The sequence below is a fragment of the Thiobacillus sp. genome (assembly GCF_013693775.1).
In the GTDB taxonomy this organism is placed as follows: domain Bacteria; phylum Pseudomonadota; class Gammaproteobacteria; order Burkholderiales; family Thiobacillaceae; genus Thiobacillus.
Map to the genome: position 1 here is coordinate 808224 of NZ_CP059257.1, position 20893 is coordinate 829116.

At 64.6% G+C, this 20893-nt stretch carries 21 protein-coding genes and 3 pseudogenes; 7 read left to right on the plus strand and 17 right to left on the minus strand.

Features of this window, described 5'->3' with window-relative positions; translation table 11 throughout:
- Nucleotides 1-7: 7 nt before the first annotated feature.
- Together HZY77_RS04045 and HZY77_RS04050 are read left to right on the plus strand one after the other, a co-directional pair.
- The gene (locus HZY77_RS04045) at nucleotides 8-1357 is read left to right on the plus strand and encodes an aminotransferase class I/II-fold pyridoxal phosphate-dependent enzyme (protein WP_296818991.1); all 1350 of its coding nucleotides are present in this window, start codon (nucleotides 8-10) and stop codon (nucleotides 1355-1357) included.
- Nucleotides 1358-1627: 270 nt separating this feature from the next.
- A complete protein-coding gene (locus HZY77_RS04050; protein WP_296818993.1) occupies nucleotides 1628-2206 on the plus strand; it encodes a cytochrome c in 579 nt (192 codons plus the stop codon).
- A 10-nt stretch (nucleotides 2207-2216) separates the two neighbouring features.
- Here the strand turns inward: HZY77_RS04050 and HZY77_RS04055 are convergent, their stop codons facing one another.
- From HZY77_RS04055 to HZY77_RS04135, 17 genes are all read right to left on the minus strand, one after another.
- Entirely contained in the window at nucleotides 2217-2480 is a 264-nt protein-coding gene (locus HZY77_RS04055; RefSeq protein ID WP_296818996.1) for a glutaredoxin family protein, read from the minus strand.
- 516 nt (nucleotides 2481-2996) lie between these two features.
- Nucleotides 2997-3617, minus strand: a complete 621-nt coding sequence (locus HZY77_RS04060; RefSeq protein ID WP_296818999.1) for a V-type ATP synthase subunit D — start codon at nucleotides 3615-3617, stop codon at nucleotides 2997-2999.
- A 208-nt stretch (nucleotides 3618-3825) separates the two neighbouring features.
- Complete coding sequence (locus HZY77_RS04065) at nucleotides 3826-5049, minus strand: V-type ATP synthase subunit B (RefSeq protein ID WP_296819002.1); 1224 nt, start codon at nucleotides 5047-5049, stop codon at nucleotides 3826-3828.
- Nucleotides 5050-5100: 51 nt separating this feature from the next.
- Complete coding sequence (locus tag HZY77_RS04070) at nucleotides 5101-6900, minus strand: V-type ATP synthase subunit A (RefSeq protein ID WP_296819006.1); 1800 nt, start codon at nucleotides 6898-6900, stop codon at nucleotides 5101-5103.
- Nucleotides 6901-7065: 165 nt separating this feature from the next.
- Nucleotides 7066-7644 carry a hypothetical protein gene (locus HZY77_RS04075; RefSeq protein WP_296819008.1) on the minus strand — a complete coding sequence of 193 codons (579 nt, stop codon included), beginning with the start codon at nucleotides 7642-7644 and terminating at the stop codon, nucleotides 7066-7068.
- 118 nt (nucleotides 7645-7762) lie between these two features.
- Nucleotides 7763-8107: a V-type ATP synthase subunit F gene (locus tag HZY77_RS04080; RefSeq protein ID WP_296819010.1), complete on the minus strand. Its 345-nt coding sequence runs from the start codon at nucleotides 8105-8107 to the stop codon at nucleotides 7763-7765.
- Nucleotides 8108-8111: 4 nt separating this feature from the next.
- The gene (locus HZY77_RS04085; protein ID WP_296659324.1) at nucleotides 8112-8549 is read right to left on the minus strand and encodes an ATP synthase subunit C; all 438 of its coding nucleotides are present in this window, start codon (nucleotides 8547-8549) and stop codon (nucleotides 8112-8114) included.
- Between the two features lie 67 nt (nucleotides 8550-8616).
- Nucleotides 8617-10500, minus strand: a complete 1884-nt coding sequence (locus HZY77_RS04090; protein WP_296819012.1) for a V-type ATPase 116kDa subunit family protein — start codon at nucleotides 10498-10500, stop codon at nucleotides 8617-8619.
- The gene (locus tag HZY77_RS04095; RefSeq protein WP_296819014.1) at nucleotides 10500-11540 is read right to left on the minus strand and encodes a V-type ATPase subunit; all 1041 of its coding nucleotides are present in this window, start codon (nucleotides 11538-11540) and stop codon (nucleotides 10500-10502) included. Before HZY77_RS04095 ends, HZY77_RS04090 begins: the two co-directional genes overlap by 1 nt.
- Nucleotides 11541-11595: 55 nt before the next feature.
- Nucleotides 11596-11913: a hypothetical protein gene (locus HZY77_RS04100; protein WP_296819017.1), complete on the minus strand. Its 318-nt coding sequence runs from the start codon at nucleotides 11911-11913 to the stop codon at nucleotides 11596-11598.
- A 54-nt stretch (nucleotides 11914-11967) separates the two neighbouring features.
- A complete protein-coding gene (locus HZY77_RS04105) occupies nucleotides 11968-12540 on the minus strand; it encodes a HupE/UreJ family protein (protein ID WP_296819019.1) in 573 nt (190 codons plus the stop codon).
- 35 nt (nucleotides 12541-12575) lie between these two features.
- Nucleotides 12576-14369 (minus strand): nickel-dependent hydrogenase large subunit, encoded by a 1794-nt coding sequence (locus HZY77_RS04110; RefSeq protein WP_296819021.1) that lies wholly within the window; start codon nucleotides 14367-14369, stop codon nucleotides 12576-12578.
- Between the two features lie 4 nt (nucleotides 14370-14373).
- A complete protein-coding gene (locus HZY77_RS04115) occupies nucleotides 14374-15636 on the minus strand; it encodes a (Fe-S)-binding protein (RefSeq protein ID WP_296819023.1) in 1263 nt (420 codons plus the stop codon).
- A 21-nt stretch (nucleotides 15637-15657) separates the two neighbouring features.
- A complete protein-coding gene (locus HZY77_RS04120; RefSeq protein WP_296819025.1) occupies nucleotides 15658-16401 on the minus strand; it encodes a hypothetical protein in 744 nt (247 codons plus the stop codon).
- 2 nt (nucleotides 16402-16403) lie between these two features.
- The gene (locus HZY77_RS04125) at nucleotides 16404-17483 is read right to left on the minus strand and encodes a hydrogenase small subunit (protein WP_296819027.1); all 1080 of its coding nucleotides are present in this window, start codon (nucleotides 17481-17483) and stop codon (nucleotides 16404-16406) included.
- Nucleotides 17484-17527: 44 nt separating this feature from the next.
- Entirely contained in the window at nucleotides 17528-17938 is a 411-nt protein-coding gene (locus HZY77_RS04130) for a hydrogenase expression/formation C-terminal domain-containing protein (RefSeq protein WP_296819030.1), read from the minus strand.
- Nucleotides 17928-18401, minus strand: coding sequence for a HyaD/HybD family hydrogenase maturation endopeptidase (locus tag HZY77_RS04135; RefSeq protein WP_296819033.1), 474 nt, complete (start codon nucleotides 18399-18401; stop codon nucleotides 17928-17930). Before HZY77_RS04135 ends, HZY77_RS04130 begins: the two co-directional genes overlap by 11 nt.
- Before the next feature lie 168 nt (nucleotides 18402-18569).
- On the opposite strand from HZY77_RS04135, the pseudogene HZY77_RS04140 reads away from it, so the two are divergent.
- The 5 genes and pseudogenes from HZY77_RS04140 to HZY77_RS04160 form a co-directional block, all read left to right on the plus strand.
- Nucleotides 18570-18796, plus strand: a pseudogene (locus HZY77_RS04140) (HypC/HybG/HupF family hydrogenase formation chaperone).
- Complete coding sequence (locus tag HZY77_RS04145) at nucleotides 18789-19142, plus strand: hydrogenase maturation nickel metallochaperone HypA (RefSeq protein ID WP_296819036.1); 354 nt, start codon at nucleotides 18789-18791, stop codon at nucleotides 19140-19142. The pseudogene HZY77_RS04140 and the gene HZY77_RS04145 overlap by 8 nt, the downstream one beginning before the upstream one ends.
- Before the next feature lie 41 nt (nucleotides 19143-19183).
- The gene (hypB, locus tag HZY77_RS04150) at nucleotides 19184-19990 is read left to right on the plus strand and encodes a hydrogenase nickel incorporation protein HypB (RefSeq protein WP_296819038.1); all 807 of its coding nucleotides are present in this window, start codon (nucleotides 19184-19186) and stop codon (nucleotides 19988-19990) included.
- Nucleotides 19991-20055: 65 nt separating this feature from the next.
- Nucleotides 20056-20193, plus strand: a pseudogene (locus tag HZY77_RS04155) (hydrogenase formation protein HypD); the annotation flags it as partial.
- Nucleotides 20163-20828: pseudogene (locus HZY77_RS04160) on the plus strand (hypothetical protein); the annotation flags it as partial. The pseudogenes HZY77_RS04155 and HZY77_RS04160, both read left to right, overlap by 31 nt.
- Nucleotides 20829-20893: the final 65 nt, after the last annotated feature.

The window sequence follows — 20893 nt, forward strand, 5'->3', positions numbered from 1 at the left end:
GAGCCCCATGCCATTCGACCGGGAAAGCCTGGCCCTGCTGGACGAAGCCCTGGTCGTACTGGCGGACGGCTTCCGGCATCTTCCCGACGTCCCGCAGACCGTCGACCTCGCCCAGCTGCGCGAACCGCTGCTCGCCGCCGCCAGCCGGCTGCAGGACAACGCGCCCTACCATCATCCGCTCTACGTCGGGCACATGCAGAAGCCGCCTCATCCCGTCGCGCGGCTGGCCTACACGCTGACCCTCTGGCTCAACCCGAACAACCACGCCTACGACGGCGGGCGCGCCAGTTCGATCATGGAGCAGGAAGCCATCGGCGAAATCGCGCGCATGGTCGGCTGGCCGGACAGCCAGGGGCATCTGTGCGGCGGTGGCACACTGGCCAATTTCGAAGCGCTCTGGGTCGCGCGCGAACAACATCCCGGCAAGGCCATTGCCGCTTCCAGCCAGGCGCACTACACCCACGAACGCCTGTCCGGCGTGCTCGGCGTACCGTTCCGTTCCATCGCGGCCGACGCGCGCGGACGCATGGATGCCGCTGCCCTGGAAGACGCCTTGCGGGACGGCACGATCGGCACGGTGGTCGTCACCCTGGGCACGACGGCAACCGGCGCCGTCGATCCGCTCGAACGGATCCTCGCCCTGCGCGCGCGTTACGCATTCCGGATTCATGTCGACGCCGCCTACGGCGGCTACTTCACACTGGCCGACAACCTGGACGCCGAAACCCGGCAGGCGTTCGACTGCGTTGCGCAGGCCGATTCCCTTGCCATCGACCCCCACAAGCACGGGCTCCAGCCCTACGGCTGCGGCTGCGTGCTGTTCCGCGACCCCGCCGTCAGGCACCACTACCGCCACGACTCGCCCTACACCTACCTGAGCTCGGACGACCCGCATCTGGGCGAAATTTCCCTGGAATGCTCCCGTCCAGGTGCCGTGGCCGTCGCGCTGTGGGCCACCCAGCGCCTGCTGCCGCTGGTGTCCGGCGGAACCTTCGCGCAAGATCTGGCGGCCGGCCGCATGGCCGCCCTGACCCTGCATGGTGCCCTGGCTGGCGACGCGCGTTTCGCCCCGCTCTTTCCGCCCCAGCTCGACATCGTCGTCTGGGCCGTCCGNGCCGACACCGCCAGTCAGGCATCCCTGCGCGCGCGCGCNTTGCATGCCGCCGCCAGGGAACACGACCTGCATCTGGCGCTCGTCACTCTGCCCAAGGCCATGCTGGAAGTCTGTACACCGGTACGAACCTGGGATACCGACACGCTGACCTGTTTGCGCGCCTGTGTCATGAAACCCGAGCACCGTGAATGGATGGACGAGATATTGGCACGCCTGGATACGGCTGCTGCGCTTGCCGGGTAAATGCGTTATCGCGCTTCGGCGCTTCGGCTCTCCGTCGCCGCTCTCGAACCGCCATGAGCCCGTCAGATTCGGACATGCGATGATCCACAACTAACGAGACGAGTCATTTCCAGCGCGTGAATCGACTTGAGTCGCCCGTCTGATCCCTGCTTTTTCAAATCACCTGTTTCGCTTGGGTGATTGGGATCCCCTGCAGATTTCATTCAGGCATGCGCACTTTCAAGAATCCGCATGGTCAGGCTTAATATATCGCTCATTTAAGGATCGGGTATGACCCTCGTCAAGACAGCCCTATTTTTGCTAATACTCGTCATCCTTGGCGCCGGCGTATTCATATGGTCAGGCACCTACAATCCTGGCGCCGACAGTCCTCACTGGAAAATCACCTACGCGCTGATGCAAACCGCGCGCGAGCGTTCCGTCGAACACCATGCCTCCGCCATCGCGCTACCCACCAACCTCGATGATCCGGACGTAATCCTGAAAGGCGCGGGCCAATATGCCGCAATGTGCACCAGTTGCCATCTGGCACCAGGCATGAGGGATACCGAACTGCGTCCCGGCTTGTATCCCAAACCGCCCAATCTGAGCAAAGGCAGCGTAGAACCCCGGGAGGCCTTCTGGGTCATCAAGCACGGCCTCAAGATGAGCGCGATGCCGGCCTGGGGAATGAGTCATGACGATCCGACGATCTGGAGCATGGTTGCCTTCCTGAGGAAACTACCCGCCATGACCCCGGCGCAATACAAGGAGATGGTCGCCAAGGCCCCGCCAGACGATGATATGGAGTCGGGCGGGGACGGCTCCGATGGTCACGCCCATGGCGACCACTCGCATGTCCACGAGTGAGCGATCCGGCTCACGTGCCTGCCAACGCCTGGTCGAGCTGTGGTTTCTGTTGGGCGAATGTTCCATNAANAAACGACGCGCCAATGACCGTGATGGGGGCGACCCGAACCCCATAGCGTGACTTGGCTTCATCGGCCACGCCCGGGGCGGTAATGTCCCGCTCTTCAAACGGGACACCGCGATCCGCGAGATAGCGCTTGACCGCGGCACAATCGGGACATCCCGGGCTGGTGTAGACGATGACTTGCCCGTTGCCGGAACGAGTGTCGGTCATGGCCTGGATGTCACGGACAGGCTCAGGATCAGCCGGGCAAGCTGCGTCGCCTGGGCATCGCTGGCCAACCCCGGGGGCATGCGGCCAAAGCCGTGTGCTATGTGCATGGCGAGCAGGTTCTCCGCATCCGCCCGACTTGAATAGCTTGTCGCGATCGACTCGAAGGAGGNGCCGAAGCTCGCCCCCGACACCACATGGCATTGCAGGCAGGCCGGGTTGTGTTCATGGATGTAGCCCAGCAGCGCCTTGGCGCGGGTCGGATTCACCTGGCCGGGAGAAGCCTCCTCGGGACTGCCTGGAGATCCCATCATGCCTACGCCCATGCCCCCTGCTTCGGCCAGCCTCGGACCGGCAAGGCATGCCAAGCCGAATGCCGCAGCCACGCCAAAAACCATCGCTTCACGTAAATAGCGCATGAAACCTCCTCATCGAAAATCGTATTGCAATAACGACCAACGGCCTGCCAAAGGCAACGCACCAGGATCAGGCATGGGCCCTTGGGATGCCAGGGTACGCTCAAACCGATTGGCGTGCCCGCAGCACCTTGATCTGGAACAGCGTGTTGCGTTCGTCCTCTTCGAGTGCGGCACGGATGTGTTGTACGGTCGCCTGATAGCGCGGGATGATGTTGTATTTCAAGGCATTGACCCGCTTCTGCGTCTTGCGGCTGGCGGCGAGCAACCGCCACAGCGCGTTTTCCGCCTCGCCCAGTCGCGCCAGCGTCACGGTCAGTTCGCGCAGGCGGATACGCGCCTCGTCGAAGCTGACGTCGGTCCACATCAAGCCGACCGGCTGCAAGGGCAACGGCTCGGCCGACACGCTGGGATATTCCACGCCGACGCTGGAACGCGCCACCACCTTGATCGCTACCGCCGGCTTCAATCCGACCGACGCCTGGCGCAGCATCTGCTCGCCCATGCGTATCTGCACGATACCGAGCCAGCGGTAGGCTTCGGCAAGTTCGCGCTGGGTCTGCGCGCGCAACTCGCGATATTGCGCCAGCCGTTCATAGACCAGCCGGGTCAGCAGATCGCGTTTCTTTTCCAGCATCTGCCGGCCCTGCTCCAGGAAACGCGCCTGCCTGCCGACCTGCAGCAACGCGCTTTTCGTGGGGGNGACGGGAAGGCGCTTCTTCATGCGCCGTCCTTCCGGACGGCAGGTACAAGATTCAAGTTGCAAGTTGCAAGAAGGACGCAATCCATTGCTTTTCCTTGTAACTTGTAACTTGCACCTTGCATCTGTTTCACGCCGTCCCCTTGTGATACTTCGCCAGTTCCTCTTCCGACACCCGGATCAGCGATTCCGGCGGCAGCAGGAAAGCAGATCCCAGGCGAGGTTGAGCGTTTCATGGATACTGCGGTCTTCGTCCTCGCCCTGGTTGATGAAGCGCCGCTCGAAGGCGTCGGCGAACGCCAGGGTGCGGCGATCGGCGTCGGAGAGTTCTTCGGCACCGATGATGGCGGCCAGCCCCGCACTTCCAGCGCCTTGGCGTAGCTGGCGAACAACTGGCTGGCGACGTGGGGTGATCTTCGCGGGTGAAGTTCTTGCCGATGCCGTCCTTCATCAATCGCGACAACGACGGCAGCACCGTCACAGGCGGGTAGACGCCCTGGTTGGACAGCTCGCGCCCGAGCACGATCTGGCCCTCGGTGATGTAACCGGTGAGGTCGGGAATCGGGTGGGTGATGTCGTCCGACGGCATCGACAGCACCGGAATCATGGTGATCGAGCCGCGCCGGTTCTTGATGCGTCCCGCGCGTTCGTAGATTTCCGCGAGGTCGGAGTACAGATAGCCGGGATAGCCCTTGCGCGCCGGCACGTCGCCGCGCAGCACCGCGACTTCCCGCAACGCTTCTGCATAGGCGGTCATGTCGGTCATCACCACCAGCACGTGATAGTCGAGGTCGAAGGCGAGGTATTCGGCGGCGGTGAGCGCCGCGCGCGGCGTCAGCAGGCGTTCGATCACCGGCTCGTCGGCGAGGTTGAGGAACATCACCACCTTGTTGAGCACCCCGCTTTCTTCGAAGCTTTCCTGGAAGAAGCGGGCGTCGGCATGCGAGGCGCCGAAGGCGGCGAACACCACCACGAACTCGGCGGCTTCCTCGCCCAGCAGTTTGGCTTGGCGTACGATCTGCGCCGCCACCCGGTTGTGCGGCAAGCCGCCGCCGGAAAAGATCGGCAGTTTCTGGCCGCGTGTCAGCGAATTCATGCCATCGATGGCCGAGATGCCGGTCTGGATGAATTCGCGCGGGTAGGCACGCGCCGCCGGGTTGAGCGGCTCGCCATTGATGTCGCGACGGTCGGCGGAAATGACGGGCGGGCGCCCGTCGCATGGCCGGCCGGAGCCGTTGAACACGCGGCCGAGCATGTCGCGCGACACGGGCAACTTGTAGGGTTCCTCCAGGAAACGTACCCAGGTTCGTTCCAAATCGAGTGCATCGGTCCCTTCGAACACTTCCACCAGCACGGCATCGTTGGCGCTGCGGATGACCAGGCCGGAACGTACACGGCCGGCGTGGTCGCGCAGTTGCACGCGCGAGCCGGCCGCCACACCGGGCACGCCGGCCATGACGACGAGGCCCTCCCTGGGCGGACGCGGCGGTGCGGAATTCGATGTTCTTCATGGCCGGATCGCTTCCATCGCCGAGGACGGTGCAGCGGGCGTATATTCCAGCAACAATGGCTCGAAGGCCGTCGGGATCGCAGCGATTTTCACCTTCAATGCTTCGAGGTCGTCCGAGCTGTGCTGACTCTTCCAGCGCCGCGCTTGGGCCAGCAGCGGCATCTGGATCAGGCGCCGGGCCGGCGCGCCGAGCTTCACCAGTTTCATGCCCTGACGATAGATGTCGAGCAATGCCGACAGCAGCGCGAACTGCTTTTCAGGCGAGGCGAAGCTGTCGACCTCGTCGGTGGCGGCCTGCTGCAGCAAGCCTTCCTTGATCAAACTGGCGGCTTCCAGCGTCCAGCGCTGCTCGGACGACAGCGCCTCGACACCGACCAGGTTGACGATGCGTTGCAGTTCCTCGGAGGCGGCGAGCAGATCTAGCGCGGCGGCACGCGCGGCTTCCCAACCCGGATCGATGTTGTCCGCCCACCACTTCGCAGCGGAGTTTACATAGCCCGAAAAGCTTTCCAGCCAGTCCACGGCCGGGTAATGGCGGGCATCGGCCAGTTCCTTCGACAGCGCCCAGAAGGTCTGGATGATTTCCTTGGTATGGCTGGTCACCGGTTCCGAGAAGTCACCGCCCGGTGGCGATACCGCGCCGATCAGCGTCACTGAGCCGTGGTCGCCGGCTAGGGTTTCCACCCGTCCGGCACGCTCATAAAAAGCCGCCAGGCGCGAACCGAGGTAGGCCGGATAGCCCTCTTCGACCGGCATCTGGCCCAGCCGGCCGGCAACCTCGCGCAATGCCTCGGCCCAGCGGCTGGTGGAATCAGCCACCATCACCACGTCGTAGCCCTGGTCGCGGAAATATTCCGCCAGCGTGATGCCGACATAGATCGAGGCCTCGCGCGCCACCACCGGCATGTTGGAGGTGTTGGCCACCAGCAGGGTGCGTTCCATCAGCGGGCGGCCGGTGTGCGGATCCGTCAGCGTGGGCATGGATTCGAGCACGTCGGTCAGTTCGTTGCCGCGTTCGCCGCAGCCGACATAAATGACGATCTGGGCGTTGCACCAGCGTGCGACCTGGTGCTGCAGCATGGTCTTGCCGGCGCCGAACGGACCCGGAATCGCCGCCTTGCCGCCCTTCAGCAAGGGGTAGAAGGTGTCGAGGATGCGCTGTCCCGTGATCAGCGGCGCGACGGCATGGTCGCGCTGCCTGAACGGGCGCGGCGTGCGTACCGGCCAACGATGGAACAGGTGCAGTTTCTCGATGCGGCCGTCGGCGAGTCTCACCCGGCCGATCACGTCCTCCACGGTGTGCTCGCCTTCCGGCGCCAGTTCCAGCAATTCGCCCTGAACCCGCGGCGGGACCAGGATACGGTGCTGGATCGACTCGGTCTCCTGCACCGTGCCCAACACCTCGCCACCGACCAATGGCATGCCGGCATGACACCGGGGATCCGGCGCAAAATGCCAGCGCCGGCCGCGCGGCAGTGACGCCACCGCGACGCCGCGGGCGATGCGATCGCCACTCTGTTCCCACATCGCCTGCAAGGGGCGCTGCACGCCGTCGAAAATGCCGCCCAGCAAGCCTGGCCCGAGTTCCACCGACAGCGGCCAACCCAGGCCTTCCGCTTCTTCGCCCGGACACAGCCCGGCGGTGTCTTCGTACAACTGTGCCAGCGCCGTGTTGCCGTCGCGGCTGATGACTTCGCCTACCAGGCCCAAGCGGCCGACCTGCACCTGCTCGCCGAGCACCGTCTGCGGCAGGTCGAGTTTGACCAGGGGGCCGTTGATCTCGAGAATTTTGCCCATGTAATTCCTTTAATGCGCAAGCAGTGAGCAGTAAGCGGGGAGCTGTTAAACACCGGGGCGCTAGCGCATCCATTACCGCTCCCTGCTTACTGCTCACCGCTTACTCCTTTCACCCATGAATCAGCCTGCCAAGGTCGGGCGCGCTGGCGAACAGGCGTTCCATCGTCACGCGTGCCAGTTCGTCGGCCAGGCGCGCGTGGCGGGCTTCGACCGTCTGGTCGTATTGGGCGCGATTGTCGGCCAGCCGTACCCGGATGCCGCCTTCGCTGGGATCGCCGTGCGGGGCGAGCGTGACGCTACGCCCCGGCGCGCGCGCGCGCATTTCATCCACCGCGGCGCCAGGCGCTTTTCGTCTTCGGGCCGGACTTCCGCCACCAGATCGCCCGGCGGCAGGGCCTGCGCCGCCGCTGCCAGCCAGGCTTCGAGCACGTCCAGATAACGCGTTTCGTCCTGCACCAGATGCCGGAAAGCAATCTTGACCTCCGCCAGCGCGGACTCCGTAAGCGCCCAGCGCAGCCGGTCGAGTTCGGCTGCCAGCCGCGTTTCCGCCGCCTGGCCTTGCCGCCGCACCAGCCGCTCAGCCTCGACCTTGGCGCCCAGCACCTCGTGCTCGCCCGCCAGTCTCAGCTTCTCAGCCGACTCAGCGAGCATGCGCGCGCGTGCCGATTCGGCATTCTGCAGAAGTTCGCGCGCCAGCGTCCCGGCCTGCTGCTGCAGCGCCTGCTCGAGTTGGGAGACCTGCACATCGGCTTCCATTTTTCTCCATATTCATGAACTTGAGTAACAAGTTTCACGTTGCAAGTTACAAGATTGGTTGCCAGCTTTTCCTTGTAACTTGTAACTCGTATCTTGCAACTTGCATCTACTTCAGCGCATCCGGCCCGAGGACAGCCCGCACCACGTCGTCGACCGCCGGCGCATAATCCTGGGGCGAGGGCAAGGACGGCAGTTCGGTAATGACGATGCGCCCGCCTTCGTTGCGCAGGCGATTGAGCCAAGGGCCGCCGGCATGGGCCAGCGGCGTCTCCAGCAGTACCAATGCCGCCTCGCCGCTCTGCACCAGCTGCTCCAGCACCGTTTCCACGGTGGCCGGTTCGGCATCGGCGTACACGTCGGCGCCGATCAGACTGAAGCCGTCGGCGAGGCCAGCGCTGCCCAATACAACCAGACGCGCGCTATCGGACGGGCTGCCGGTTCCTGGCGGCATCGGCTCAGAGCTTGCCGAGCAGCAGGATAGACATGACCAGGCCGTAAATCGCGATCCCTTCGGCCAGCCCCATGTAAACCAGAGTGCGGCCGAACATTTCCGGCTTTTCGGCAATCACTGCCAGCGATGCGGAACCGATCGGCCCCAGTGCCATCGCCGCGGCAATGGCCGCCAGCCCCGTCGGCAGGCCGATGCCGAGCAGGGCCAGCCCCTGCCCCAAGGTGATCTCGCGCGCGGCCGTCGCAGCCGTTTCGGCCGCCATGACCTCCTGCACGCCCATCAGCAGGACGCCTGCAACGCCCAGGCCGAACAGCGCCAGGTTGGCCAGCAGCCCACCCTTGAGCCAGCCCGCGGATACGCGGCGCGGCTTCAGCATCAACCAGATTCCCACGCCCAGCGTGGCCGCCACCGGCACCCCCATCAATGCAATCAACCAGGTCATGTTTTCTCCTTTTTCGGTAAACGGTGAGCGGTGAGCGGTGAGACGGTCTCCGCTCACTGCTCACCGCTCACGCCTTCTCGATTCGCAACGGCACGAACGCCCTTCCATCTCCGCTGAAGAAGCGCGAGAACCCCTCGTAATACATCAGGCGTAGCGCCTGGATCGCAACAATGCCGCCTTCCAGCACGATGATGACGACATTGCCCAATACAAGCGTGATCCCATGACCGACCATGCCGAGGCCGTGCGCCAGGGTGAAGACCGCCAGCGCCAGCGCCACATGGTTGAGGCTGAAGGCCGCCACGCGCATGAACGACAGCGTATTCGAAAACAGGTTGATCGCGGTTTCCAGTGTTTCGATGGAAGTGACCAGCATGCGCTCGCCCAGCCCAGCCCGGGTTTCATGCCACTTGAATGCCGCCACCCCGGCGATTCCCAGCCCGGCCAGTATCCAGGATGTCTGCGCGACATCCGCCACGCGGGCCAGACTCGCCAGGATGCCGACGGCGCCGAGATAGAACGCCAGGCCGGCGAGGCCGCTGGAATCGAACAAGGCCTCGCCGCCCCGTCCGGCCGTCCATTTGTTGCGTACGTTGACCAGCAGCGTGAACACGATGAACCCGACGCCGAACGTCACCGCTATCGTCAGCACGCGGATCGGATCGTGCAGCGGCGACAACCAGCGCGGCGAGACGATGTCCTCGTAGCCGAAGACGCTGCCGTAGAAAANACCGAACAGCATCGACACGGCGCCGGCGGCCACGCCTATCCAGGCCATCTGGCCGAGGCGCCGCGCGAATGCCAACGCCAGCAGCAGGATCGCCGCACCGTGGCCGATGTCGCCGAACATGGCGCCGAACAGCAGCAGGTAAGTAACGGCGAACGGCAACGCCGGGTCGAACTCGCCGTAGCGCGGGACCCCGTAGCTTTTCACCAGCGGCACGAAGGGCGTGAGCCAGCCCGGATAGCGCACCAGCGACGGCACCTCGGCCGCGTCGCCGGCAGCGAGCTCACGCGGGTCGAGCCAGTAGCGGCCACGCAGGCGCACGTCCAGCGTTTCTCGCAATTCATCCAGCTGTCGGCGGGGGATCCAGCCCGACAAGGCAGCCAACCCACCGCGGCCGAGTATGCCTGCCTGTGCGGCCTCGGCCAATGGACGCGCCAGGGCCAGGCGCAAGCGTGCTTCATGCAGGCGCGGACCGAATTGTTCGCGCAGTCCGTCCCGGATCTGGCAGGCCGCGCCGGTTTGCGCGTTCAAGCGGATGCGTTCGGCCTCCAGCCAGGCGCGTGCCGCCTGCGGATGGGTACGCAGTTCGTCCGGTACCGGTAGTTCGCGCCAGCCCGCCTGAGCCAGCAGGCCGCGAACTTCGTTCCGGCGCGTGCGCGGTCCGGCAATCACCGCGAACACCTGTTCGCCTGCCTGATCGAAACGCGACACCAGGTACCCGGTCATGGACAAGGCTTCGGTCACCCGTTTGAGTTCCGCCGCCGGCAAACTGCCGATGCTCGCCGACAGCAGACTGTCGGGACGCAGCAGGTATGCCAGGTTCACATTCAGCCCTTCCAGCTTGGCCAGCGTGTCCTCCAGCGCACCAAGATGACTGCGCGCATCCTCGATCCTCGCCTCGTTCTCATGGCAATCGAGGCAATCTTTCCACACGTCTTTCAGCCAATGGTTCAGTTCCTGCAGATCGGCGAGCGACGGCGCTTCGGCATCCGCCGGTGGATTCAGGGNGCCGGTGTCGCCGCATTCCTCCTGCAGCTTGGACAGGCGGGCCTCCGCCTCGAGCCAGGCTTCGCGATACGCGGCTGCAGGCGATTCCGCAAGCGCGGTCTCCTTGCACGGCGCCGGATTGAACACACCGAAGCGGGCCAGCGCCAGGGCGGCATCCTGCGCTTCGGACGCCAACATCAGCAATTGAATCCTGAGCAGGGGTTCGGCGCGCAGCATCAGTTGAGCTCGGCGGGCGCGCGTCGCAGCGCCAGACGGATATCGTCGTCGGGCAGGCCGAGATGGCGCCCGCGCAGCACCGCCCGGACGGCGCGCAGGTCGCGTTCGCGCAGGATCAGGTAGGCGAACGCGCGGGCGATGCCGGGGGCACGGGCACGAAGCACCCGCAAGGCCTGTTCGGCGGCGACGTGCTCCATGCGTGCGAAGACATCGGGTACATCCGTCACGCCCGCCAGCCGGACCTGCCATGCCGCAGGCAGCGCGGCCAGCACGGCCTCCAGACTGTCTTGCGCAGCGAGATCCCGTAGCCGCGCGCCGGACAGGGCGTAATGCGACGCCACCAACAGGTAATACACCTCGGCAGGCGGCAATCCGTAATTAAAGCGGTAGCGCAGCAGCCAGACCAGGTTGATGCGGTCGACGAGATTGGCCATGAGGCTGCGGAACGGCGCACCCACCGCCTCTTCAAGCGGCTGGGCACGCTGGACCAGGCCTTCGTAGTAGCCGCGATCGAGCGCGGCATCGAGGCTGAACGGATCGTGGCTCTGTTCGAACGCACGCCGCGCGCGGCGCACGATGCCGGCATAGGGACCGGCTTCCAGGCGACGCAACAGTTCGCCGATATCCTCGGCGTGCGCCAGGTCCTGATTGTCCAGACGGCCGAACGTCCCCATCGGGATCAGCCGGGCGAGGACGGCCGCGGGACGCTCGTTGGTCATCTTGCTGCGCAGCAGCGTCTTTACGTTGGACATCTCGAAACGCGCCGTCCAGAAGGTCAGGAACGCACGCGCCTCCCCGGATTGGGGCCGGATCAGCACGCGCGTCTCGTCCAAAATCTGGGCGATGATGCGTTGCTCCAGCGAGCGGGAACCCTGGGGTCNCCCGGTCCGGTCGTAACCCGTTGCCAGTTGCGGCAATCCGCGTCCGATCAGCCTTTCCGCCACTGCGCCAGCCGGCGCGTCGACCAGCGCCGCCAGGACATCGTCCGGCCACAGGCGGCCGGCATACAGGCTGACGCGGGTATCAAGGTAAGCAGACATGGCAGCGGGGCGGCGTGATTAGGGAGCCCTGTNCCGTCTAGGGCCAGGCANGCCTTCATAAGGTCGGGTCGAGCAGCAGCGCCAGCGCCGCATCCACGGCTTCGGATTCGTGGCGGGCGGCCAGTTCGCGCAGCATGCGCTGACGCTCGCCGTATTTGCGCGTCAGCTCGGCCAGCATCTGGTCGGCGCGCCCCTGCGCTTCGTGCAGGTAAGGTGCCCGCAACTCGGCTCGCCCGGCATCGAAACGTGCCTCGGCGCCGCGCACGGTAGCCAGCGCGTCGTCCATCATGCGCTGGCGCTCCCGGCTGGCGTCATCGATGACCGCTTGCGCGCGGGCCTCGGCGTCGAGCAGTCTTTGCAGCGAATCATCCACCCGATTGGCTTCCTTCAGTCCGGTTCAGAAATGGCCCGGCGCATACCGTCCCGATCACGCCAGAACCAGCAAGGCTGCACCGGTAGCCGCGATGCCGATGCCGGCCATCCGCATCGCGCGTCGGCCCAGCAGGCCGCCAACGATGCCCACGCCATGCAGGCAAGCCGTGGCCAGCACGAAACCCAGGGCATACAGCACGGGCGACGTGGCCTGCGGCATTTCCATGCCGTGCGCGTAGCCATGGAAGAGTGCGAACGTGCCGGCGATCCCCATGCCGACGATGACGGAGGCGCGCCGCTGCGTGGCGACCAGCAACCCCAGCAACAGCACCGACAGCGCGATGGCCGTCTCGACATGCGGCAGCGCCCCNNCTGTCCAGGCCAGCACGCCACCCAAGCCCATCGCGCCGACAAAAGCGGCAGGCACCGCCCACAGCGCCCGCCCGCCTTGCTGCGCGGCCCACAGGCCGACCGCGATCATGGCGAAGAGGTGGTCCACGCCCAGAAACGGATGCGCGAAGCCGCCGGCGAAACCGGTCGGAGGATGGCCGGGGTGCGCGTATGCCGTGCCCGCAAACAGGCAGAGGACAGTCAGGACGATTGGGCGCGAGTAGTTCATCGGTTTCATTGCATGCTCTCCACGTTCAAAATCTCGTCGGCAAGTCACTTGATTTTCACCTGCACCAGTTCTTCGCCGTCCGGGTCGGTCACGTGGACGGCACAGGCAATGCAGGGGTCGAAGGAATGGATGGTGCGCAGGATCTCGATCGGCTGCTTCGGGTCCTGCATCACATGATTGTCCTGCAGCGCCGCCTCGTAGGCGCCCGGCTGGCCTTGCGTGTCGCGCGGGCCGGCGTTCCAGGTGCTCGGCACCACGGCCTGGTAATTGCTGATCTTGCCGTCGTCGACGACGATCCAGTGCGAAAGGCCGCCGCGCGGCGCTTCCATCAGGCCGACGCCCTGCATGTGCCTGGGCCAGGTCGACGGCTCCCAGTATTGCTCGTTGAACGTTCGGATGTCGCCGGCCTTGATGTTGGCAATCAACTGGTCATACCAGCCTTGCATGGCGTCGGCGAGGATCTTCGATTCCAACGTGCGCGCGGCGGTACGGCCCAGCGTCGAGAACAGCGCATCGACCGGCACGTCGAGCGTCTTCAGCGTGTAGCCCACCAGTTCCTTGGCCTGGGCGTTGCCGGTGGCATAGAGCATCAGCACGCGGGCAAGCGGGCCGACTTCCATGGATTTGCCCTGCCAGCGCGGCGACTTCAGCCAGGAATATTTCTTGTCAACGTCGAGCTGTTCATACGGCGGCTTCGGCCCGGTGTAGTTGAGTTCGGTCTCACCTTTGAACGGATGCAGGCCCTGTGCGTCGCCCTGGCTGTACTTGTACCAGGAGTGGCTGACGAATTCCTGGATCTCGTTGTCCGCATCCAGGTCGATGGGATGGATCTTGGAGAGGTCGCGATTGAGGATGACGCCGCGCGGGATGAGATAGGAATCGGTATCCCAGAAGCCTTTCGACGGCAAGTCGCCGAACGACAGGAAGTTGCCCAGGCCTTCGCCCCGCCCGGCCCAATCCTTGTAGAAACCGGCGATGGCGAGCGTGTCGGGGACGTAGACCTGATCGACGAACTCGCGCATCTGGCGGATGACGTTCTGGATCGTCTCCAAGCCCACCACGTTGAGCGCGGTGGCGTCCTGCCCGCCGCGATAATGCGGCCCACCCTGACCCTGGCCCACGCCGGGCTGAACGGAAATGGCCGAGGGCACGCCGCCCACCACGAAGTTGGGATGCGGATTCTTGCCACCGAAGATGGTGTGCAGCTTGACCACGTCGCGCTGCCAGGCGAGCGCGTCGAGATAATGCGCCACCGCCATCAGGTTGGCCTCCGGCGGCAGCTTGTAGGCCGGATGGCCCCAGTAGGCGTTGGCGAAGATGCCGAGCTGCCCTTGCTCGACGAAGGTCTTCACCCGCTTCTGCACGTCGGCGAAATAACCCGGCGACGATTTCGAATAGCTGGAGATCGACTGCGCCAGCGTGGAGGTGGCCTTGGGATCGGCCTTCAGCGCCGACACCACGTCGACCCAGTCGAGCGCATGCAGATGGTAGAAGTGCATGACGTGGTCGTGCACGTATTGCGCCGCGATCATCAGGTTGCGGATCAGCTCGGCATTGTGCGGAATGCTGTAGCTGGGGATGGCGCGGTGCAGCGCATCCTCGACCGAGCGCACCGAGGCGATGCCATGCACCAGGGTGCAGACGCCGCAGATACGCTGGGCGAACGCCCAGGCGTCGCGCGGGTCGCGCCCGCGCAGGATGATCTCGATGCCGCGCACCATGGTGCCGGCGGAATACGCCTGGGTGATCTTGCCGCTGGCGTCGGTTTCGGCCTCGATGCGCAGATGCCCCTCGATGCGGGTGATGGGGTCGACGACGACGCGTTGTGCTGTGGTCATGTGTTCAGGCCTCCAGGTGTTCCGCCAGCAGCTCGGTCAGGCCGAGCAGTTTGGTATTCATCTCGTAATGGTCGAAGCCTTCCTCGATCGTGATGCGGCAGTTGGCGCAGAATGTCACCATGGTGTCGACGCCCGCCTCCTCGATCTGGCGCTTCTTGATGCGGAAAGCCTTGGCGCGCAGCGCTTCCGCCTCCTCGGTGTGGATCGCGGAAGCGCCGCCGCCGCCGCCACAGCACCAGTTCAACTTCTGCTTGTCGGCGATCGGGATGTAGTTCTCCGCGACCTGCTGGATCAGCGGCTCGGGCGCCTGCAGCACGCCGCCGCGACGCACGATCTGACAGGNGTCGTGCAGGATGAGCGGATCCTTCAGCTTGTCCTTCATCTTCAACACGCCCTTCTGGCGCAGTTCGTCGAGCAGTTCCAGCACATGCACGACATTGAAGCCGAAGGGACGGCCAACCAGGTTGGGCCCCTCCCAGCGGATCGCCATGTAGGCATGGCCGCATTCGGGCGACAGCACGTTCTTCACCTTAAGTTTCTCGGCGGCGTCGACGATGCGCGTGACGATCACCTTGGCCAGGTCGGAACTGCCGATCTGGATGCCGGCGTTGGTCGCCTCGTAGGCGTCGGAGGCGAGCGTGAAGCTGATGCCCGCCTTGTGGAAGATCTTTGCCAATGCTTCGATGTATTCCGGGTAGTTGACGATCTCCATCGACGACAGCAGCACCAGGTAGTCGGCACCGGACTGGTCGACGGGGATCTTCAAACCGGTGTTCTCTTCAACGTGCTTGAGCACATTGGAGACCGCCGGCCACTTCAGGCCCATCGGCCNCCCGAGCTCGACCGTACGCTTGGTCGCGCTCCGGATGCCGTCGGGGACATGGCCCGACACCGCCATGCCTTCGCGGAACTTGCGCACCATGTAGACGATGTCGTTGCCCACCGGACAGACCAGCGAGCAGCGGCCACACAGCGTGCAACTGTCGTAGACCAGTTCCTGCCACTGGTCGAGCTCGGCGTCGGTCACCGGCTTCGACAGGCCGACCATTTTCTTCAGCCGCCCGAGCAGCGTGTATTCCTGTTCGTAAACGCGGCGCAGCGGCTCCAGCTTGTGGATCGGCGTGTATTTCGGATCGCCGGTCTCGGTGTGAAACAGGCAGGCCTCGGCACACAGGCCGCAATGCACGCAGCTTTCGAAATAGCTGGCGATGGGCGCATCGATGACTTCCTTGAGGGCGTGGATGCCTTTTTCGAGTGAGGTGCTCATACCGCTTCCTCCTTGAATATGTCACTTATCCCGAGCCCATCGTGTCGGGCGTGGCCGGTATTCGCGGACACTCGCATCCCCGCAAAGCGGGGCCCCTGCTCCCTGCTCATACCGGCACCCCTTGTGCGCATTGACGCGGCCGTTGTACCAGCGCGAGCCGAACAGCGTGAAGCCATGGAACAGCTTGCTGAAAGGCAGTACCACCAGCAGGATTTCCGCAGACAGGATATGCAGTGCCAGCATCTGGGTGTACGGCAGAAGCAGGTGCTGCGTCGCCATCCACCCCGTCAGTACCGGCAGGAAGGTCACCGCCCAGGTGAACCAGTCCTCGAAGGTGCTGAGGAAGCGCTTGACTGGCTTGTTGATACGGTCGGCCAGCATCACCACCATCGCCGCCATCGTCACCACGGCCGTCAACCCGATGAACTGCGAAGGCAGCGCAGGCCACGACAGACCGACAAGGTTCTCGATCAACAGGATGTGCGGGGCGCCCAGGAACACGATGATCGCCAGCCCGATGTGAAAAATATAGCCGCCGATATAACTGACCGGCGAACGCTTCAGCATGCCGGACGGCGGCAGCGAGCGCCGGAACACAGTATGGAAACCGGACGCGCCGGCAGCGTGGCGCGGCGCGGCGAGATCCTTCTTGCGGCCAAGCGTGTAGATCTCGATCAGGCGCCACAGCACGCCCAGGAGGAAGATGCCGACGGCGATGTCGAGGCCCGGCCCCCGGGTCCAGGTCAGAAATTGCAGATCAGTCATGCCTATTTCTCCAGGTCGGCCAGCGTGGTGGTCTCATGCGTCGCCTTGGCGGCGCTTTTCTTGACCCGGTTGGCGACGCTGACCGCCACCCCGGCACCGGCGCCCACGACCGCGGCGACAGCGGCGAACTTGAGAGGGTCGGCCGGCGCCGACAGCGCCTTGTAGAAGCCGCCGCCGTCCCAGAAATCGGGTTCGGAACAGCCGAGGCAGCCATGCCCCGATTCCACCGGCCACGAGGTGCCGCCATTCCATTTCACCGTAGCGCAGGCGTTATGCGTCACCGGCCCCTTGCAGCCGAGCTCGAACAGGCACCAGCCCTGGCGCGCGCCTTCATCGTCGAAGGTCTTGGCGAACTTGCCCTGGTCGTAGAACGGGCGGCGGTAGCAGCGGTCGTGAATGGTCTCGCCGAAGAAGGACTTGGGCCGGCCCTTGTCGTCGAGCTCGGGCAGGCTGCCGAAGGTGAGGTAATGCGCCAGTACGCCGGTCATCACCACCGGGATGGGAGGACAGCCGGGAATGTTGACGATAGGTTTGTCCTTGACGAGGTCGGACACCGAAACCGCGCCGGTCGGATTCGGGTTGGCCTTCGGGATGCCGCCGAAGGAGGCGCAGGAGCCGACGGCGATGACAGCGGCTGCACCAGCGGCCGCCTCCTTCAAGATGTCCACGTTGGAGCGTCCGCCGATGCAGGAGTAGGCGCCGTCCTGCCCCAGCGGGATCGAGCCGTCGACGATCAGCAGATACTTGCCTGCGTTGTCCTTCATCGCGGCATGCAGGGCTTCCTCGGCCTGGTGGCCGGCGGCGGCCATCAGCGTTTCCTGGTAGTCCAGCGAGATCATGTCGAAGATCATGCCTTCGATGGTCGGGGAGTGCGAACGCGTGATCGATTCGGTACAACCGGTGCATTCCTGGAACGGCAGCCAGATCACCGAGGGCCGTCGCGCCGCCGCCATCGCCTCGGCCATGGCACGGCCTGCCGTCGGCGGCAGGGCCATCATCGAGGCCAGCGTCGCGCAATACTTCAGAAAGGTACGGCGGGTCACTCCCCGCCGCGCAAGCGTATCGATCAACGGACCTTGCATGATGCGTGCCTCCTGACAAGAAACATTCCCGCGCTCCCTACACCTTAGAGGTCGGATACCAGCAGTTCAAGATATCCCGATCCAATTTCCACATCCTGGGGATGGGCCTTGACCAGATCGGGAACGAATGCCACTTCGATGAATTGCGACGTCACCGCGCCCTGCTCGTTGCGATGCGTCACCCACCACACGCCGGAGCATGCCGTTTCGTTCAAAGTCGATTCGCCATTGGCCTGCAAGGTGACGTCGATTTCACCGGCGCCGAGCTTGTCGCGCAGCCAGTCCAGGTCGGCCGGCGTCAGCGGCAATGCAGACAGATCGATGGCGGACGCTTCGCCGGTCGCGAGCAGACGCCGCACCATCTCGAGCAATTCGCGCAGGAGAGGCAGCGCATTGCCGGTCAGGCCTGGCTCGCCCGGCGGAACGACGTGTATGGGAATGGCATCAAGCGACATGGCGCCATACCCGGATCAGGTCACGGATCGCCGTACAGGCAGNGGAAATGGCAGCGGCGACGGTAGCGGTAGGATGCTCGCCCCAGTCGATGATCTGCGGCTGGATGGCCAACATGGCACGCTTCTCGGGCCAGTGCCCCGCCAAAATGGCGATGGCGCGCAGATCGGTCAGCCCCACCTCGTGCACCGAGGCTTTGCGATTGCTCATCAGGAATGCGTCCATCTCCTCCCCCTCCAGCAATGTCCAGTCGCCTGGTTTCGATTTGATATTCGCGGCATCAACGACGATCAGCGCATCGGCTTCCTCGATCGGTCCCGCCAGGGTGAACGAAAGCGTGCCGCCATCGAGCAGGGTCACATCTGGCCAATCTGCCAGTTCGGGTTCGAGTGCCTGTAAAACATGAATGCCAATGCCTTCGTCGGTAAGCAGGGTGTTGCCGATGCCGAGCACGAGCGTTTTCATCAATTCAATCTACCAGCCCGGAATTAGAATAACAACCAAGTAATTCGCTCAAGCTTCTGATTCTCCATCATTATTTTGTAATATTTGCGATCCGGCAGAGGGCCGGCAAATCACATATACTGGTTCGAGTGTAGATTTTGATTGCCGCCCATGTGTCTCGCCATTCCGATGCAGATCGAATCGATCGACGGCTTTACCGCCCGCTGCCAGGCCAAGGGGTGTGGCGCGATGTCAGTCTGTTCATGATGCAGGATGCGCTGCCCGCCGTCGGTGATTACGTCATGGTGCACGTCGGCTACGCCATCCAGAAGATCGCCGAATCCGACGCCCGCACAACCTGGGAACTGCTCGACCAGATCCTGGAGGGCCAAGCCCAGGAGGTGGGGCGTGCATGAACTGGCCGTCGCCCAGGCACTCGTCGAGCAGGTGGAAAGCGTGATCGATCAGCATCAGGCGAGCCATGCTGCTCTGATCCGCGTGCGCATCGGTCCCCTCGCCGGTGTCGTGCCCGAGTTGCTGGGCAGCGCCTTCCCGCTCGCCGCCGCCGGTAGCCGCATGGAACACGCCGTGCTCGACCTCGTCGCCGCACCGGTCCGGGTGCATTGCCAGACCTGCGGCGCGGAGACCGAAGCCGCGATGAACCGTTTGGTCTGCGGCACCTGCGGCGACTGGCACACGCAAATCGTCAGCGGTGATGAACTCCTGCTCGAAAGCGTTGAACTCGAAACCGTCCCCACCTGACCCCTCACCCCTCACTACTCACCCCTTACCACTTACCCAAAATGTGTGACACCTGCGGCTGCAACCTCACCCCCGGCAACAAGCACCTCGCGTTCAAGCCTGTCGCCAAGGGCGCGACTGCGGTCTCTGTGCTGAAAGGCCTGCTGGCGAAAAACGACGACCAGGCCGGACACAACCGCGAGCACTTCGACAAACGCGGCATCCTCGCGATCAACCTGATGTCGTCGCCCGGCTCCGGCAAGACCGCGCTGCTCGAGGCCACGCTCGTCGCGCTGAAAAACGAATTCACCTGTGCCGTGATCGAGGGCGACCTCGAAACCGAGAACGACGCCGAGCGCATCCGCGCCAAGGGCGTGCAGGCGCACCAGATCGTCACCGGCACCGCCTGCCACCTCGACGCGCATCTGGTGCACGATGCGCTGCATCACATGACGCTCGACGGCGTCGACATCCTATTCATCGAGAACGTCGGCAACCTGGTATGCCCGGCGAGCTTCGATCTCGGCCAGCATCTCAACGTCACATTGCTCTCGGTCACCGAGGGGGACGACAAGCCGGCCAAGTATCCGGTGATGTTCCGCGCCGCCGACGCCATGCTCCTGACCAAGACCGACCTCCTGGCCGTGCTCGACGACTTCGATCCGGACAAGGCCGAAGCGCACCTGCGCAATCTCGCCAATCCGGCGCCGGTGATGTGTCTGTCGGCGCGCAAGGATCTCGGCATGGAACATTGGCTGACCTGGCTGCGTGAGCAGCTTGCTTCACAGCGCGCCCGCGTGGCGATTGGACAATCGCGCCGCCCGGCGATCCAGGCCGACGGCATGAAATATCACAGGACCACGGCCTGATGAGCGAGTCCCGCGCCTGGCTGGACAGGATCCACGCCTTCGAATTCGACCGCCCGATCAAGATCATGAACGTGTGCGGCGGCCACGAGCGTTCGATCACCCATGCCGGCATGCGCGGCACTTTGCCGAAATGGCTCGAACTGGTGCCCGGCCCCGGCTGCCCGGTGTGCGTATGCCCGGAGGAAGACGTCTACCAGGCGATCCAGCTGGCGCTGCAGGACAAGGTCATCCTGGTTGCGTTCGGCGACATGCTGCGGGTGCCGGTCAATGTCAAAAAGGTGAGGTGCGCTCGCTGGCCGAGGCGCAAGCCGCCGGCGCCGATATCCGTCCGATCGCCAGCCCGCTCGATGCGCGCCGGATCGCGCAAGACAATCCTGGTCGCCCGGTCGTGTTCTTCGCCGCCGGCTTTGAAACCACCACGGCACCGACGGCCGCCATGCTGGCCGAGGGGATTCCCGACAACCTCAGCATCCTGTTGTCCGGCCGCCTGACCTGGCCGGCAGTCGCGATGCTGCTCGACTCCGGCAGCCCCGGCTTCGACGCGCTGGTCGCGCCCGGCCATGTCTCCACGGTCATGGGGCCGGAGGAATGGTCTTTCGTCATCGACCGGCACGAGATTCCCGCCGCAGTGGCCGGCTTCGGCACGGAGTCGCTGCTCGCCTCGTTCTATTCCGTACTGCGCCAGCTGAAGACCGGCGAGCGCTTTCTCGACAACTGCTATCGCGAGGTCGCCCACCCGGGCGGCAACCCGACCGGTCGCCGCTTGCTCGACCACACACTCGACATCGTCGACGCCAACTGGCGCGGCATCGGCATCATTCCAAGCTCCGGCTACGCGCTGAAGCCTGCCTTTGCACAACACGACGCACGCCTGCTGTTTCCCGACCACACCGACCCCGGCCG

Bases quoted from the DNA above. Each gene is read 5' to 3' on its own strand.
- HZY77_RS04050 (WP_296818993.1), top strand. From the start codon at position 1,628: ATGACCCTCGTCAAGACAGCCCTATTTTTGCTAATACTCGTCATCCTT.
- HZY77_RS04065 (WP_296819002.1), bottom strand. From the start codon at position 5,049: ATGGCCGGCGTGCCCGGTGTGGCGGCCGGCTCGCGCGTGCAACTGCGC.
- HZY77_RS04070 (WP_296819006.1), bottom strand. From the start codon at position 6,900: ATGGGCAAAATTCTCGAGATCAACGGCCCCCTGGTCAAACTCGACCTG.
- HZY77_RS04080 (WP_296819010.1), bottom strand. From the start codon at position 8,107: ATGCCGCCAGGAACCGGCAGCCCGTCCGATAGCGCGCGTCTGGTTGTA.
- HZY77_RS04085 (WP_296659324.1), bottom strand. From the start codon at position 8,549: ATGACCTGGTTGATTGCATTGATGGGGGTGCCGGTGGCGGCCACGCTG.
- HZY77_RS04110 (WP_296819021.1), bottom strand. From the start codon at position 14,369: ATGACCACAGCACAACGCGTCGTCGTCGACCCCATCACCCGCATCGAG.
- HZY77_RS04120 (WP_296819025.1), bottom strand. From the start codon at position 16,401: ATGACTGATCTGCAATTTCTGACCTGGACCCGGGGGCCGGGCCTCGAC.
- HZY77_RS04125 (WP_296819027.1), bottom strand. From the start codon at position 17,483: ATGCAAGGTCCGTTGATCGATACGCTTGCGCGGCGGGGAGTGACCCGC.
- HZY77_RS04130 (WP_296819030.1), bottom strand. From the start codon at position 17,938: ATGTCGCTTGATGCCATTCCCATACACGTCGTTCCGCCGGGCGAGCCA.
- hypB (WP_296819038.1), top strand. From the start codon at position 19,184: ATGTGTGACACCTGCGGCTGCAACCTCACCCCCGGCAACAAGCACCTC.